Consider the following 16,869-nt stretch of genomic DNA (forward strand, 5'->3'; position numbering starts at 1 on the left):
GTCTACTTTTTATGGGTAAGAACACAGTGATTCCTTTAGTTAAAGTAATCCAAGCAAAAAGCCAAGCGAGTAGTGATTTTAAAATGTATAGATTAGTCGGCGGGATAATTAGCTTATTTGGTACTGCAGTAATGACATATTTCAATCTCATATCTTCAACAGCACCAAATCCAAGGTACGCTATTGTTGGCTCGATCATTTTCGCAATGGGGCTTGCTGTTCTAATGGTAAACCGCTTTAAAAATGAATCTGTTAAAAATAGAGATGCATAACAAACGCCACCAAAACGCCGCTTCGCGGCTCGACTCGCAACAAGTTGCTCGCGTTTGTGGCGGGCGTTATGTCGCTAGTAAACATCGGAGTATGTTTTGGAAATAGTTTTTTTCTTTATTTTAGATGTCGTTATTACCGGAGTATTCCTTTGGGCTGCTGGTAAAGTAACTACTGTCCAAGTTGGATACAAGGAAGGAGTAATTTGTGTTGGTGCTTCCTCGCTCCTTGCATTGATCCCAGGGATTGGTTGGATTCTCTCGATCATTGCTTTATTTTACTTACTTAAAGACTTTACCGGTGCTGATGTTTGGCCTGATCTCATTTTACTAGTACTAGTGACTAAACTCTTGAGTTTTATTGCGTTTGTTGCATTGGCTGGATTGTAAAATTGTTGTTTGGCAAATGCTTCGCGTTGAATTGGTTCTGAGCTAGGTTGGGAAGGAATTATACATGCAGTTATTAACAAATTTATTTCAAGACTTAAGAATCACCACGAATTCAGTTAAAAGTAACCAAACTTCTGTACGTGCCATTCAAAATGAGTCTCATATTGACACTTTGTCTGAAAAAATCGACCAGTTGTACATAATGAATCTTGCCGCATTAGAACTGCTAACCGAGCTAGGCATAACCCAGTCGCAAATTATGAAGAAAATTGAAGAAATCGACTTAAGGGATGGAAAGTTAGATGGGAAGCTATCGCAACCCACAGAGTGTTCAGATTGTGGTCACAAAATTTCCAAGCGTCGAACAAACTGCTTTTATTGCGGTTCTAAAATTAACAGTTTTGGTTTTAAGTCGACATAACAATCAAATTTTTATCGCCAGCAAACAGCGCTGGCTGCGACGTCAACCCGCTGCGCGGCTTTCCGCGCTAAATTTGGGCGTTAAGCTTTTTGGAGATACATTTGAGATTTCTAGTTCTGCTCATTTTGTTTGCTAACCCAGTATTTGCGTCGGAGTATCGTGTTATTAAAGATGCGGATAGGCAAAGGGATATTCCAATTAAAATTAGCTCTCCGGTGGACGTCTCTTCGTGTAGTGCTGAAAATCAATGTTCTGTCGCCTTTTTAAGCTCAGGTTATGGAGTTGCTTACGATAATTATTCATTTATCTCAGATGCTTTGAATAAAGCAGGTTACCTTGTTGTTGCTATTCAGCATGAGCTGCCGGGCGATCCACCTCTTGCAGTTACAGGTAATCTTTATACTGAACGAAGTGAAAATTGGAAGCGAGGCACTATAACCCTGAAATTTATCCGTGCTCAGTTACAGTCTGAGTTTTCAGGTTATGATTTTAATAAGTTAACGTTGGTTGGTCATTCGAACGGTGGCGATATCTCAAGTTGGTTGCTTACCGAAGGTGTAGATTTTGCTGAGACACTTATAACGTTAGATCACCGCCGTGTTCCCTTACCTAGAGCTGGCTCTCCATCCATCCTATCTATTCGAGGTAGCGATTTTCCAGCTGATCACGGTGTACTGTACACAGCGCAAGAAATGGCAATGTATAATGCTTGTATTGTACAAATCGCAAATTCTAAACATAACGATATGACAGATTTTGGCCCTGGCTGGCTCAAAGCTTTAATATCGAACACTCTGTTGAGTTTTATATCTGGGCAATGTAATGGTGCAGGAAAAGCTTAACAAGTCGCGTCACTCGGTGCCTACGGCCCCTGCGACGCTCACAAGTCCGCGCATGCGCGGGGCGCTAAATGACTAAGGTGGTAATGAAAAGTATTCTAAGTTCTCTATTTTTTTAATTAGTTTTACGGTATCAGCATATGTAGATCCATGTGATGTAAATGATTACCCAATAAAAAATAGTAGAAAGCTATCTCATCCTGGGTCTTTTCCTTTGCCAGCCATCTACTACAACAAAAATGATGTATCCGTGATTGTTCCCGTAAAATTGGCCATTGATGAGCATGATCAAGTACATAAAGTGGTTGTAATCAGTAATCAAAAAACCATATACGAGCGCTGTTGGATAGATGGATAGCCATTTAACAATTGCCATCAAAAATGCGCCCTTTGAGCGCTCGACTCGCAACAAGTTGCTTGCGTTTGTGGGTAAGAACAATTTCAAGGAAGATTAGATGCAATTTCCAGAATTAGAAACATCGCGGCTGATTCTTAATCAGCTATCGAAAGACGATGGACAGGCTCTATTGAATATTTTCGCCGACGATAAGGTTGTTAAATATTACGATATTGACGTTTATACATCAGAAGAACAATCACTAGAATTAATAGATTTCTTTAATAACCGCTTCATTGAAAGAGCTGGGATTCGTTGGGCTATCCGAGTTAAAGATACTGGAAAATTGATTGGTACGTGCGGTTTTAACTCTTTGAGCCAAAAAATGAAAAATGCTGGTATAGGGTACGAACTATCATCTAATTATTGGGGGCTTGGTTATGCAACTGAAGCAATATGCAAAATTATTGAGTTAGCTTTTTCTAATGAGTCCCCATTCGGCGAAATATACAGAATACAGGGAGATACTATGATTGGAAATTTAGCTTCTGAAACGGTGTTAAAAAAGCTAGGTTTCAAAGAAGAAGGTGTACGGCGCTCAAGTGGCTTCTGGAAAAACGAATTCCATGACTTAAAGTGTTTTGGTTTAATAAAGCCTGAGTTTAAAGAAATATAACATGCCAATTCAGAAGTGGAACTGATAACAGCTTGTTCGGTTGCGCTTCCGCTTCGCCGCACATTTTAGCAGCCCCCCTGATTGGGTCGTTAGCGCCCGCTCATAGCAGCCTGTCACATTCAGTCTAAATCTATTCGTCTCAACTGTAAGATTAGGTATGCGCAACTACCTTTTATGGTTTTAGTTACGGCAAAAAACAGGCGGGATCTCTCCCGCCTACTTATTTTCTATAATCCTTTTATATCTGAGCGATGCCCCAGAAAAGGATGTAAGCTGTTATTCAACCGCTACGATAGCCTCAGACGTTGCTGAGTTGTACGGTGACACAGCGTTGTCCGTATCCAGGGAGTCACCTTCAGCATAGGCTTCAAAGTCGTCAGAAAATACCACACTACTTCCGGCCGTGTCAGAGTAAATGACTAAGTCATCAACCGTGAATATACCTGTCTCTGCTCGTACGCCACCATTGTCACCAAACCGGAACGACACGTGAGTTACACCACCTGTGGCATTGTTATCCGGAGTAAAGCCTTCAGCCACAAAACTGACGCCATCAACTTCAACCGTCACCAATGGCGTGAGCTCTAAGTTACCATTTGGGTATTCCCAGGTGATAACGACATCCATAAAGGTATCTAACACTACGGTGGCCGCTGAGGTATCTACACCACTTGGGCTGCGAACTTCAAAGCTATCATCCTTGATACGCAGGTCTAAAATCGCGCCATCGTTATTGGTTGCAGAGTTGAATAGCGTGATAAACGCATCACCATCACCTAATTCATCATCTAAACGCTTAACCGATGCGGTAATTCGACCCTGTGCCAGAGGACCATTGTCACCAAGCGCATATCTTAACTCTCCAGTGTCAGAGGCATCGGTATCCCGTATTTGGGCAAGCTTATTGCCTGGTGTACCCGGGCCACCTGCTTCACCAATAGTCTCGACACTTGCTTCCGATGTACTGGAGTTATAAGGTGATGCCGGGTTATCCGTGTCCAGAGAATCACCATCAACATATGACTCAAAATCGTCAGAAAATACCACACTACTTCCCGCTGTGTCGGCGTAAATGACTAAGTCATCAACAGTAAATTTACCAGTCTCTGCCCGTACGCCACCATTGTCACCAAACCGGAATGACACGTGAGTCACTCCACCTGTAGCACTGTTATCCGGAGTAAAGCCTTCAGCCACAAAACTGACGCCATCAACTTCAACCGTAACCAATGGCGTGACCTCTAAGTTACCATTTGGGTATTCCCAGGTGATAACAACATCCATGAAGGTATCTAACACTACGGTGGCCGCCGACGTGTCTACACCACCTGGGCTTCGAACCTCAAAGTTATCATCTTTAATACGCAGGTCTAAAATCGCGCCATCGTTATTGGTTGCAGAATTGAATAACGTGATAAACGCATCACCATCACCTAATTCATCATCTAAACGCTTAACAGATACCGTAACTCGACCTTGCGCCAGTGGGCCATCGCTGCCAAGCGCATAGCGAAGCTCTCCGGTATCACTTGGATCGGTATCAATAATGACGGCGACATTATTAGCGCCACCAGTATCTCCGCCAACACCGGTAATGGTAATTACCAGTTCAGCCGTTGTTCCGTCGACAGATTCAATAGTAATGGTATCCGTTTCGCGCTCACCGCTTACCAACGCAGCAATGATATCGTTTGTTGTATCAAGCAAGTAGGTCCAGGCGCCGTTGTCCATAATGGCGAACTCGCCAAATGTGCTGGAGAACGAGGCAGGAATAATAAAGGCTTCACCTTCATCCGGGTCAACAACAGTGACGGTTCCGGTCAATGCTTCAGTCGCATCACTTGCAATGGCTGCGGTCAGGTCAAAGAAAGCCGCTGGTGTTGGCTGGTCATTGCCATTGCCAACATCAAATACCACAACCTCAGAATAGATCGCTAAGTTATAAGAACTGCCGACACCATCCAGGGTTTCGCCCTCTGCGTAGCTTTCGAAATCATCTTCGAATACGCTGGTTGTGCCCGCGACGTCTGAATAGACCGCAATATCATCTACATAAAAAGATCCAAAAGGTATGGTTCTGTCATTGTCACCAAATCTGAATTGAATAGCCTTAATGCCATCGGCGAACCACTGATTAATATCAGTGAAATCAGGATCAACCACTGCCGCAGTAGAGAACGACCCGCCACCAATAACTTCATCGTTTATGGTAAGGGTTAATTGCTCGGCGGCATCCAAATCCCAGGTAATTTCAACAGTATAAAATTGCTCTTCAACAAAGGGCGCGGTAACTATTACACCGGGATAAGCGTCACTTTCAGTGTTTCTGACCAGGAAGCGAGGGCCAATGATAATACCATTACCGTCTGTTTGCGTGCCTTGAATACGCAAATCAATCAACGCCTCACTTGAACTACCGGAAGAGCCATACAGTGTAATGTAGGCATCTTTAATATTGCCATCACTGCCCAACGCTTCGTCTTTTGAAAACATAGCACTGAGTTTACCCTGACGTAAATTATCTACACTAAATCTAAGTTCGCCAGTGTCATTACCGGTATCCGAAATCTTTGCTAACTGGGTAAGTGCTGCGATGCGAATGGCGATGTCGGCAGTGGTACCGTCAATCGATGTGATGGTCACCGTATCATTAACCGAGTTGCCAATTTCAAGGTTGGCAACCGTTTCGTTGTTAACATCTACCGTGTATGACCAATTGCCCTGAGCATTGATACTGAATGTACCATAGTCGAGAGTCACACCAGTTTGTGCCAGAATTTCATCTTCGCCAAAGTTCGGATCAATCACAATAACAGAACCTGTTAACGGTTCGGTAGCGGTATGTTGCACGGTTCCGCTTAACATGCCTTCGATGATGGCAGCGACAGGGGTGTTGTTGTATCCAATCGCGGATCCGATAATATCCAGTAAAGACTCATCAACATCATTGGCGATGACGGACACCGTTTGTAAATTCAACTGGGCTGTTTCAAAGGCGTCTAACAGGTCCTGTGAAAACTGCCCATCAGCTAAATCAGCAGCGATTTCGGCGATTAGCATCGCCATATTTTTGCCAGCGTTATCAGCGTCCAGTTGCGACAACAACGCTAATACAGAGCCATAGCGGTCGGCATCTGCAGCGCCTTCAGCACCCAGTGCAACCACGCCCAGCTCAGTCGGTAAAACGGTTGTAATGTCAAAACGTATACCAAAACGCGCATTTATTACTGCAGCTTGCTCAGCAAAGGCGCCCAGATCGGATCCTGACGCCTGTACTGCCATTTCAGTTAAAGGAGACACGACATAAGAGGGGGCAGGCGTTTCTGCGTTTCCTTCAACAACATCAACCACAGCCCGCAATGCTGGCGCATCCAGCGTTACACCCGTTGACTCATCTTTATAGGTACCGCCTGAGCACGAGATTAAACCTGCACCTTCAAAATGAACGTCAGTAAAAGTGATGCTGCCCATACTACTTGAAATGGCCGAGGCCTGAGCGGGTGTTGCCGCTACCCCCGTGTCAGTAATGGCAAATAATTCGCAATTTGCGCCGCTTACCGGCCCTTTTACCACATTTGCCGTCACATTCAGGGTTGGCAGTATCATTGACGTCGATGCACCGACACCTTCTGTGAGGCCTTTTTCATCCGTATATCTGGCCGAAACTGAGATGACTGAACCTTCATCCGCTTCAGTGATGGTGTATGACGAACCCGTCACCCCGGTCGACCAGGCGTAAACCAGAGTACCGCTTCGAATGCCGTCGGCATCAGTAACCGCCGCAGAGAGCGTGGTACCTGCGATTAACTCTCCACCAGTGATTGAGACACTCCCTCTGCTATTGCCATTCTGTTCGTTTTTATCACCACCTCCGCAACCGACTAAAGCGGTTGCGAGGATGATGGATATCAGAGTCTGCTTAACCATGCTTTCTGCTCCTGACAGGTTCAGTGCTAAAACGTTGCTTAGGTACTGAACAAAAGTAATATAGGTAAATATGCGCGGGTTTAAACTGTTTCCCGCATCCTGATTACGCTTTCACGTGAATCGATTAGTACTTCAAGCTAATACCAGCAAAAATTCGTGGACCATAGTCGTTAACCTCTCCCAGGTTTCCCTGCACAAAGAAATCCTGTGACTTGGGTGCACTGAACAAGTTAATCGCTTCCACTTTTACCCGGATATTTTTATTTATTTTGTAAGATGCGCGCGCTTCCCATACACCGACTTCATCGACATAACGCAGTCTGGTCCCGTTGCTTGTATAGGGCTGGAAGTATTCACTGCGATACTTGTAGATAAGTGCAGTATCAAAATCGCCGATCTGATAGTAGATTTGACCGCTGAATACATGCTCAGAAAAGCCCGGAACCGAGCCAGGTGGCACAATGCCTTCAGTCAGTTGACGCGTGGTGCCGTCCAGGTCTGTGATAAAGGTATCGCCGTATAAACTGTCTTCAAACTCGAAGTCGGTGTCAGCGTAGTTGTAACCAAGCTTAATGCCAATGCCGTTGTCCCATCGATAGGCCACTGAGGCCTCCAAGCCGTATAGATCACTGGTATCGTCTGTGGTGACCGAATTGGTAATCGGCAACGTCACCGTCTGACCGTCCACAATAAAGTCTTCCAATACTGTCTGTTGCTGGAACCCACCCTTAAATTGCTTGTAATAGAGGCTAACGGCGAAGATTGAATCTTCGTTGGGATACCATTCAAAGGCGACGTCGTAATTCCAGGACATCAGTGGCTTGAGATTTGGGTTGCCTGAGCCATTTACGCCGACAAACAAATCTGCCAAGGTGGTTGGCGCTACATCATCATCAGTTTGGAAGGTGCGGCTGTAACTCATGTCACTGGGATTGGCCCGGGACATGCCCCGGTAAATGCCGGCCCGTAGCAGAATGTCATCACGGTAATCCACTACCAGGTTAAAGCTGGGTAATACTTCGGTATAACTGCCGCCCCCGGTAATGGACTCTAAAGAATCCCCGGTTACCAGGCTCAGCACCCCTAACTCATTGGTGACAACATCAAAACTGTTTCTGAAACCAATTGAGGTGACTTCGGTATCAACCAGTCGCACCCCAAAGTTACCGCGAACAAACTTACCCAGCACTTCCGTATCGTAGTTGGCCATAATATAGGCCGCCAGGGTTTTTTCAGTGACATCCTGAGTTCCCGCATTTTCATACTCAACTTGCGGATAGGCAAAATTACCACCCACTGAAGCCACTAGCGCTTGTGCGAAACAGACATTGTCGTAAGTAGCCCACGATGAACCAGTACCACTGTCCACAACGTTGCCGTTACTGTCTATGTGGGTAATAATATTGCCATCGGACACTGAAGATAAAAAGCCGGTTTCAGGGAAATCGATCTGGCATTGCTGCAATACCTCTAATGCTGATATTGCACCTTCATTCAGCAATACTTCAGTGCGTGAACCACTACCCTGGTCGCCACCAAACTGTAAAAAGGTGAGCTCTGAAGCTCTCACCCCACCTTGCACACTGGTGAACATACTACCGTCAAGCTCATAGTTTAAGTCCAGGCGGGCAGAAACAATCTCGTTTTCACGCACACCTTCTCTGTCAAGACGGGTCCGTAAGCTATCGGTGAAATTCGAGATGTCGGTCACATCAAAATCAGTGACGGTAATATGCGGGATGTACTCCCCCATATCCCACGTAAAGAAAGGCCGGCCAGGGGTTCTGCCCCGGTTACTAATTTGCAACTCTTCACGTTTTGTCTGGGAGTAACCCAAATCGGCAGTGATGGTTAAGCGGTCGTTGAAAAAATGTTCAACATTGAGGCCGTATCCAACATAATTCTCTTCACGGGAAAACTGCTCGCCGGCAGATTCAAAACGCTCTTCACCTTCCCAGTGCAAGATCCCCCCGACATCATTGGTAATAAGATTTTCACCGGTTACACCCGGCGTGACGCGCTTTTGTAAGTACAATAAGTCATGACGTGCTTCCGCCTGATTACGATCCGAGAGTTGCGCATCGACGTTTATATCCCAGGCATCAGAGGGTCGATACTGTAACGCAACAAACACGGCATCACGCTCATCAGACGTTTCGTTTTGTCGGTAGCTACTACTACTACCGGTCCAGGCGTAAGGCGTGCCAGCACTTTGTGCTTCACCCGTCTCAGGATTAATAGCAGTCTGATAACCCTGGTTACTACTACCACTGACCTGATCTTCGCAATCTCCGGCTGAACTTCGGAAAAAACCTTCATTGCTGTTGGTCGGATCGTTTAAACATGCCCACAAAGAAGAGCCGCTAGGGCTGGAACTGCGGTATTCAGCTTCAGGTTGGCTGATATCCTGACGTTGCACACCAAAAGAAACCCCTAAGGACTGACCACTGTCAAACTCAAATTGGTCAACAAAGCTGAATGTAACCCGACCGCCCACGTTATCGTGTAATGAGTTGTCAATATTGGCTTCATCAGGGTTATAGTTCAGTTTTACTTCGCCCTGAATTTGCTGTTTGCCGTAGTCCAGAGGCTTTAGCGTTTCTAAGGTGATGACGCCGGCCACACCACCTTCGATCAAGGATGCGTCCTGCGTTTTATAAATTGCGACCTTTTGCATTAACTCCGACGGAAATTGTGAGAAGTTAACCGAGCGGTCACCACTGCCATTAGTTGCTTCACGACCGTTAATGTGTGTGGCACTCAGGAAGGGCCCTAAGCCCCGGATAGTAATTTCTGTTGCACCGCCATTTTCACGGTGAGAGGCTGCACCTGTTATTGACTCTAAGGCTTCCCCAATGGAAAGTGCCGGCAAATCACCGATATCGGTAGCAGATAAGCCGTCAACGACCGAAGTCGCCTCGCGTTTTATGGCAATTTGATCCTGGATTGTTTTACGGGTACCAACAACCTCGATCACTTCAATATTATCAGCTTCTTTTTTAGATTCATTGTTCGTCTCCTGTGCGTTAGCAGAAAAGGCAACAGAACTGGTCAGAGAGACGACTACTGCCATTTTTACCAATCTTGCAACAGGCGACAGCCTGAATTGCTGCTCTTTTTTGCTTGAGTCTGCATCATTATCAAATATCAGCGACATATCTAATTCCCCGTTGTCCTTTTTCGCGATCTTGTTGGTAGGATTACCTATTGCATTTAAGTAATGCAGTTAAGCAATACATTTTCTGTTTGAAATATAACCAAACAAAATCGACATATCAACCAATTATTAAAATTAGATGTTACCAATAATAATTACCAATGAAAAAATAAAAACTTACAAAGGAAAGCGCCACCCTAAAGGCGGCTTGAATGAACCGCCATAGAAAAAGCACAAATTGGTATACCAATTTGTGCTTTGATGGATAAGAGTAAGAAAAAAAATTTAACTATAATTGCTAATTATCGTGCTGGTTATCAAGATGGTAGAAAGTCGCTTGCACATAGTCCCGGGGATCACCGCTGTTGTTTTGGTTATACACACCCGCTTTAAAGTACATGTATTGATTATTGCTGTGGTAGCCACTTTGACTCATATCAAGGGATTGAGTGATATTGGCTTTGCCAGGACGAATAATAGTGACGAATAAAACACTGTTCTCAACCGTAATTTTATAGCTGAACTTCTCATTCAATTGAATGCCGTCTTCGGGGTCAGACAGTGTATGAGAGCGTGAGCCGATAATATCGGTCCAGACGTCATCGCCGCCATTTATCTCGTGCGCAAAATAAATGGAGCCCTTTTCATTATCAGGGAGTTTTCGGTAGTAAAGACGTATAGGCTCATCGTCTGTTGCATGGATCTGGCCAATGATTACCCTGCCGACTTGTTTCTCATCACCGGTTACCGACACCCTGTTAACAGCAAGCGTGGCTTCCAGGCTACCTTCAATAGCGCCGGCATCTCGTTTAACCGAACCGTGTGCCTGGCTGAATACCCAGTTATTTTTGGTTATGCCTTGTGTCTTTATCTGCGTTTTGCCGCGCCTGAGCATTTCGCGCAATTCCGTTCTGGCATACTTGGTATTGCTCGACGTTTTAGCGCCTTCATTAGGACAGGCGAATACCATACCGCCATCCTCTGCGGTGTAAAACAACGGTTTGAGTTCAAAACCATTGGCCAGTGCCCGCTCGTAAACAATGTCTGCTTTTTTATCTTTATTCAGATCCGTCGGCAGGGTCAGACTCCAATCCAGCAGGTCAAAATTTTCACTGGGCTTTTTCGCAGGATCTAACTGCGTAAAACTGCCCAGTAACACCCCTTGCTCTAATTGTTGATGGGATTCGGGTATCGCAATTTTTGTTTCGTTCTTGTCGCTTTCATTGGCGTAACTGACAAATATCGCCAACAACATTGAACACAGCGTTAGCATAACGTTTAGTGTTTTCATGGTTGTTCCTTTTGCTCTGCTTAAACGACAGCGGCTTGAATCTAAATAACTGCATGGTAAATTCTGATTATGGTTTAGTCATTGCCTGCTGGCAGGCTGTGGTGATGGCCTGCCAATTAGCCTGTTCAACCCACTCAGCCGGTGCAATCCAGGTGCCGCCTACCGCAAACACATTATTCAATGCCAAATAGTCCTGCATATTTTGCTGATTGACGCCACCCGTCGGACAAAAACGAATCGACTGGAAAACTGACGACATGGCTCGCAGGAACGCAGCGCCACCCGACAGCGAAGCCGGGAAAAGCTTCAATTCGGTGTAGCCGTGCTCATAGGCCAGCAAAATATCACCGGTATTGGACACCCCGGGCAGCACCGGCACCCTGCAGCTTGCCAATTCAGCCAACAGGGCCTCTGAGACTGCCGGGGTCACAATGAAATCCGCTCCTGCTTCAAGTGCCTGATTCAGGATCCGGGCATCAATCACCGTGCCTGCGCCCACGGTGAGTTGGGGTACTTCTTGCTTAATTGCGGATAAAGCCGCAAGAGATTCCTTCGTTCGCAATACCACTTCGACCAGCGTAAGACCGGCATCGGCCATGGCTTGGGCAATTTGCACGCCTTGTTTGGGCGATTCTGCTTGAATAATAGGTAACAATGTCTGTCCTGACATCAGTTCAGAAAAACGGGTCATGTCTGTATATCTCTTAAATTAAAGTAAATGTTCTTTTGTAATAACAGCTATAGCCCTGCTTCAGACATGGCCTGTTTAAATGCTGCCAATGGCGCTATCGCGCCGGGGTGCTGTATTACCGTGCCGGCGGCTTTGGCGCCTAGTTGTACCGCTTCAAATACGTTTTTTCCTGATAAACGCGCACCAAGATAAACGCCATTGAAGGCATCGCCGGCAGAAGTGGTATCCACAACATTGTTAACAGGGGTGATCTGGTGGCTGTGCCGCTCTGTGCCAGTGAGTGTGACAACGGATTTCGGCCCATCCTTCACCACGACTTCTTCCAGTTTATACTGCTGGCAAAAGTCAATTGCCTCTTCTGCAGACGAAATGCCGTAAAGCACGTTCAGATCTTCGACGCCGGGCATGGCGATATCACTTAACTGAAAGGCTCTGTCAAACTGGGCAATTGCCTCATCTTTGCCAGCCCATAGCTGCGCCCGATAGTTTGGATCAAACACCAGCTTTACGCCGGCCAGCTTCAGCCGTTCCAGTTTTTGCCAAAATGCGTCCCGACTGTCTTCGTCAATAATCGCCAGTGGAATGCCTGAGAAAAAAAACATGTCCGCTGCGGTTAATTGCTCGACCACATCATCATTAAGAAATTGGACAACTTTTTTGGCGGCAGAATCGTTGCGCCAGTAGGTAAAGCGCCGCTCACCGGCGCTATCTGTCTCAATAAAATACATACCCGGCACTTTGCTTGGATGCTGAAACACAAACTGTGTCTCTAAATCCTCACTTTTGAATCGGGTAAGCATTTTTTCACTGAGTCGGTCACGACCAATGGCGGTGATCATCGATACGGTTATTTTTGGAAAGCAGCGTTTCATGTATACCGCTGAGTTGTATACATCACCGGCAAACGACTGCCCCATCGTCGCGTCATCCAGTTCTCTGAGTTCAACCATGCACTCACCGAAAAAAAATATTTTCGTCATGTTTTTACCCACGTTTCTTTAAGGGTTTCTTCAGGGGCTCGATGGTGGGGATCAATATCCACACAGCGGCAACTGCAGTGATCGCCAGTACAGCGCCTATCACGAACGCAGGAGTATAATTTCCGTCAGCGGTAAGGAAAGGCACCAACGAGGTCAGCCCCACTGCGCCTAACTTAGCCGCCATGCCAGAAAATCCGGCCAGGGTACCCACGGCACTCTTGCTGAAGAGATCGCTGGGAAGCGTTTGCACGTTGCCAATAGCCGTTTGAAAACCAAATAAAATGACGGCCATAATTAACACGGCAACGACTGGCTCTCCCGGGTTAGCCATCGCCAGTAATGATGGCAACATAATAAAGCAGCCTAATGTGATAGTGAGTTTGCGGGTTTTATCCGCACTCCAACCGGCGTTCAGTCTGTTCTGGGCTAGCAAGCCACCAAACCAGGCACCTAGCATCGCGCCCACATAAGGTACCCAGCCATAGATACCTATAGCCTGAACATCCATACCGTAAACTTCATTCAGGTAAATAGGGATCCAGAAAACAAACAACCACCAAATTGGATCGATAGCCGCCGAGGCAATAATCACCCCCCAGCTTTGCTTGCGGGAAAGCAGCTCGGCGGTAGTAGGGTTATATTCTGCCTCTTCTGGCAAAGACGCCTGCTCCGGCGTCAGCTTCCGTTTTTGACCGGTAAGGATATACTCGCGTTCCTCTGCGGTAATCCAGGAATGCATGGCAGGTGGTGCCTTAACCAAAACCAGCCAGGGTATAAGCCACAGAAGACCCACCAGACCGATAATCACAAACACCATTTGCCAACTGAAATAAACGGTAAGAAAGGCAATTAATGGAATAGAGATAATGCCACCAATTGCTGCACCTGAGTTAAAAATTCCCTGAGCTAATGCGCGCTCCTTGATAGGAAACCACTCGGCATTGCCCTTGGTTGCACCTGGCCAGTTACCCGCCTCCGCAACCCCGAGAATTGCCCTGAAAATACTGAAGCTAAGCAGGCCCTGAGCGAATGCATGAGCAATGGTGGCCACTGACCATACCCCGATGGAGAGCACGAAGCCGACTCTTGTTCCCACCCAGTCAAAAATCTTGCCGAAGATCGCCTGACCAAAGGCATAAGCGAAAACGAACACCACAGAGATGTTTGCGTAAATTTGTTTGCGTTCCAGCGCCGATTTGTCAGGAAATAAATCCTCTACAATGGCGGGCCACAGTACACTGAGCGATTGACGGTCAATGTAGTTGATGATGGTCGCCAGTGCGATCAACATCACCACCCACCAGCGTAAGCCTTTAATTTTCATGATAAGTCCTTAAGAAAGTCTTCTCTGGGAGGGCTGAAGGTGTCAATCAGGATACCGCCGGTCGGACACACTGCACCGTGCTCCACATAGGGAGGGATCAGGCAACTGTCGCCGGGTTTCATCACGGTGATTTCCCCGCCGATATTAAAGTGAAATTCTCCCTCTTCCACATAGGTCACCTGTGAATGACGATGCTTATGCACATAGCCTTCGGCTCCCTTGGCAAACCAAACTTTGACCATCATGAGTTCGTGGTTATAACCCAGCATTTGACGTTTTAAGCCACCACCCACATCTTCAATCTCAGCTTCAGCTCCAGAGATAAAATGGTTACTTTGCTTGCTCATATGACTTACTCCTCATCATCGTTCAGTGCAAAAACAGCCAGTCGGCCGTTAATAGAAAACGATTGGTCTTGATATTGAAAATCCTGGTCGATTGCACCATCTTCAGATTGGTTTATAGCAATCAGGTATGACACACCAGCGATAGTAAGCTCTACCAACATGACTTCACCTCGCTGGCTATGACCTAGCGTTGTCACCTGACTCTCTGCTTCAAGCGTGTATTCTTTGCCAGGGTTGTATTCGCCGTGAGGTTCAAGTACGGAAATGAACTGGTGTTGTTTATTGTTCTTTACTCTGCGGATAAACGCCTGTTCATTGCGTAGATTAAAGTTAGGATCGTTTGCACCAATCTGGGTGAACAGAAATTCTTCCTGGCCATTTACCAAACTTGTCTGTGTGTAGAAGCGTCCGTTTTCATTCAACCAGGAAACCTTTGCCAGCCCCTGCTTTGGTAAACCACGGCCTTTAAGCCATAGATGTTGATAGCCATTTTTAGCGCCCAGGGCGAAGAGCTGATCAGTACTGACCGACACGCTAAAGTTGGTGTCGATTAGCTGGCCCAGGTAATGTAGCGGTAAGTCCAGTTGATGCTCACTGGATGAAACAACATTGAACACATCGAGCACTATGGTTTTTTCAACCTCTGCCAGATTAACCAACGCCATGGTACGTTTTAGCTCAACACCCTGGTAAGCCTTATCAATTCTAGCGCTGGCAACTGTGCCAAGCGAACTGGTTTCAAAGTAATTAAGTACCGGCGCATTTTGATTGCCAACCTCGACGTCACCGTTAAAGTGGCTGGTTTCATCCACTACCACCGTATTGTGGGCCACCGTTTGTTTGGCGTAACTCTCGTTTTCTGGCAGATAGCGGCCACCATATTTTGCCTCAACATTGAGGAAACGCGCCGCACCATAATCCGAGACGATTTCCTGACCCTGGTCATAAAACTGCCAGGTAAGCTTGTCAAAGTGACCATGGCCCAGACCTTGGGCAGCAGGTTTAAACAGCACGGCCTGATCACCCGCCAACTGGCTTCGCATAATCACCAGCGCCCCTTGTTTGCCATCATTGCCATCGCCGAAGGCAACGGATTCGAACGGGTAAGGTTCGGCCAGGCCCTGGTCGAGAGCCTGTGCCACCTTCAGGCCATCGCCGGAAAGGATGATTTGATCCTGTTGTCTGGCGATATCCAGATAGCCGGGCGCCTCTGTCAGGCTATACGCCAGAGCAACGCCATGCACCAGCTCGATGGTGTCGATACCCTTACTTTTTATGGCATCGTTAATGGGGAAGAACAGACCGTCATAACTCAACTGAATGGTGGTATCTATGGCCTTTAATATGATGCCATCCCGGTACTGGAAAATTTTTCGCTGCGGTTCGTTATTCTCAATAGCGTTGGCAAAGGTGACGAACGGCAATAGCGCGTAACGCTGATAATACGGCCCTTCATTGTAGTAACCCTGAGGCGAAAACAATTCATCCAGTTGCTTCAGAAAACCGCCTTTTCCTGACTTTTCCAGGTCGTACAGCGCCTTTTCAACCCACTCAGGTTCGTTCATCACGTAACCGGCCATGCCGACCCCGGCTGTGGCCCAGGTGCCATGGTTATGCACTTTGTTAAACGTAGAGGGTTGTCCTTCTGACAAAAACACTGCCACAGGCTTTAGCAACTTTGTTTCGATGCTAGCGATGTCTTGCGCGCTTAACGCACTGCAGACTAAATCGTAAGCCTGAATGGTATGAACCAGCCAAACGGCCTCATTCAGGCTTTGCCAAAATAGCTTACCGGCATTTTGTGAATTAACTTTGCGCTCGGGATGCAGATCCAGTGTCGGATATAACTGTGCATAAGCCAGCAACATGTCCCGGACAAAATTGGCATAAGTCTTATCCTGGCTAAGTTGATAAATAATGCCGGCGTTGTACATCAGCTGGTAATTGTTCTTATGCCGCTCATGGGTATAGCCGCCGCCACCGTCCTTAGGCACTGGAACGTTAATGGCTTGGGCCATTTGCAGATCGACTTGGGCTTTCAGATCGCTGTAGGCGTTGGAAAAGCGTCCAGGCTTCGTGATGGCCTGGCGCATTTGGGACACATCGGCTGCGGTAATGACCAAATTAGGATGAGCCGCCTGCACACACAATGGCAGTATCAGAGCAAAGGTAACCAGGATCCGCGACACTACTTTTGCCAGGAATATTGCAATGTTCATC

General features: G+C 46.6%; 13 protein-coding genes. 5 read left to right on the forward strand and 8 right to left on the reverse strand.

The features are described from left to right. From B2X65_RS02890 to B2X65_RS02910, 5 genes are all read left to right on the forward strand, one after another. Window positions 1-272, forward strand: a 272-nt coding sequence (locus B2X65_RS02890) for a hypothetical protein (protein ID WP_290610537.1), incomplete at its 5' end; no start/stop codon positions are given. 96 nt (window positions 273-368) lie between these two features. After that, complete coding sequence (locus B2X65_RS02895) at window positions 369-659, forward strand: hypothetical protein (RefSeq protein ID WP_290610539.1); 291 nt, start codon at window positions 369-371, stop codon at window positions 657-659. A gap of 64 nt (window positions 660-723) precedes the next feature. Beyond that, the gene (locus B2X65_RS02900) at window positions 724-1,080 is read left to right on the forward strand and encodes a zinc ribbon domain-containing protein (protein WP_290610541.1); all 357 of its coding nucleotides are present in this window, start codon (window positions 724-726) and stop codon (window positions 1,078-1,080) included. 101 nt (window positions 1,081-1,181) lie between these two features. Continuing rightward, on the forward strand, window positions 1,182-1,922 hold the full coding sequence (locus B2X65_RS02905) for a hypothetical protein (protein ID WP_290610543.1): 741 nt from the start codon (window positions 1,182-1,184) through the stop codon (window positions 1,920-1,922). Window positions 1,923-2,374: 452 nt separating this feature from the next. Then, window positions 2,375-2,932, forward strand: coding sequence for a GNAT family N-acetyltransferase (locus B2X65_RS02910; RefSeq protein WP_290610545.1), 558 nt, complete (start codon window positions 2,375-2,377; stop codon window positions 2,930-2,932). Window positions 2,933-3,208: 276 nt separating this feature from the next. Here the strand turns inward: B2X65_RS02910 and B2X65_RS02915 are convergent, their stop codons facing one another. The 8 genes from B2X65_RS02915 to B2X65_RS02950 form a co-directional block, all read right to left on the reverse strand. Beyond that, window positions 3,209-6,859, reverse strand: a complete 3,651-nt coding sequence (locus tag B2X65_RS02915; protein WP_290610547.1) for a VCBS domain-containing protein — start codon at window positions 6,857-6,859, stop codon at window positions 3,209-3,211. A gap of 124 nt (window positions 6,860-6,983) precedes the next feature. After that, the gene (locus B2X65_RS02920; protein ID WP_290610549.1) at window positions 6,984-10,016 is read right to left on the reverse strand and encodes a TonB-dependent receptor; all 3,033 of its coding nucleotides are present in this window, start codon (window positions 10,014-10,016) and stop codon (window positions 6,984-6,986) included. Between the two features lie 298 nt (window positions 10,017-10,314). Further along, on the reverse strand, window positions 10,315-11,307 hold the full coding sequence (locus B2X65_RS02925) for a polysaccharide lyase family 7 protein (RefSeq protein WP_290610551.1): 993 nt from the start codon (window positions 11,305-11,307) through the stop codon (window positions 10,315-10,317). A gap of 67 nt (window positions 11,308-11,374) precedes the next feature. Then, window positions 11,375-11,998 carry a bifunctional 4-hydroxy-2-oxoglutarate aldolase/2-dehydro-3-deoxy-phosphogluconate aldolase gene (gene eda / locus B2X65_RS02930; RefSeq protein ID WP_290610552.1) on the reverse strand — a complete coding sequence of 208 codons (624 nt, stop codon included), beginning with the start codon at window positions 11,996-11,998 and terminating at the stop codon, window positions 11,375-11,377. Window positions 11,999-12,045: 47 nt separating this feature from the next. After that, a complete protein-coding gene (locus B2X65_RS02935; RefSeq protein ID WP_290610554.1) occupies window positions 12,046-12,978 on the reverse strand; it encodes a sugar kinase in 933 nt (310 codons plus the stop codon). A 4-nt stretch (window positions 12,979-12,982) separates the two neighbouring features. Then, on the reverse strand, window positions 12,983-14,302 hold the full coding sequence (locus tag B2X65_RS02940) for an MFS transporter (RefSeq protein WP_290610556.1): 1,320 nt from the start codon (window positions 14,300-14,302) through the stop codon (window positions 12,983-12,985). Beyond that, the gene (locus B2X65_RS02945; protein ID WP_290610557.1) at window positions 14,299-14,649 is read right to left on the reverse strand and encodes a cupin domain-containing protein; all 351 of its coding nucleotides are present in this window, start codon (window positions 14,647-14,649) and stop codon (window positions 14,299-14,301) included. Before B2X65_RS02945 ends, B2X65_RS02940 begins: the two co-directional genes overlap by 4 nt. Window positions 14,650-14,654: 5 nt before the next feature. Then, window positions 14,655-16,868, reverse strand: coding sequence for a heparinase II/III domain-containing protein (locus tag B2X65_RS02950; protein WP_290610559.1), 2,214 nt, complete (start codon window positions 16,866-16,868; stop codon window positions 14,655-14,657). Window position 16,869 lies beyond the last annotated feature (1 nt).

The sequence above is a fragment of the Arsukibacterium sp. UBA3155 genome (assembly GCA_002364615.1).
Classification (GTDB): domain Bacteria; phylum Pseudomonadota; class Gammaproteobacteria; order Enterobacterales; family Alteromonadaceae; genus Alishewanella.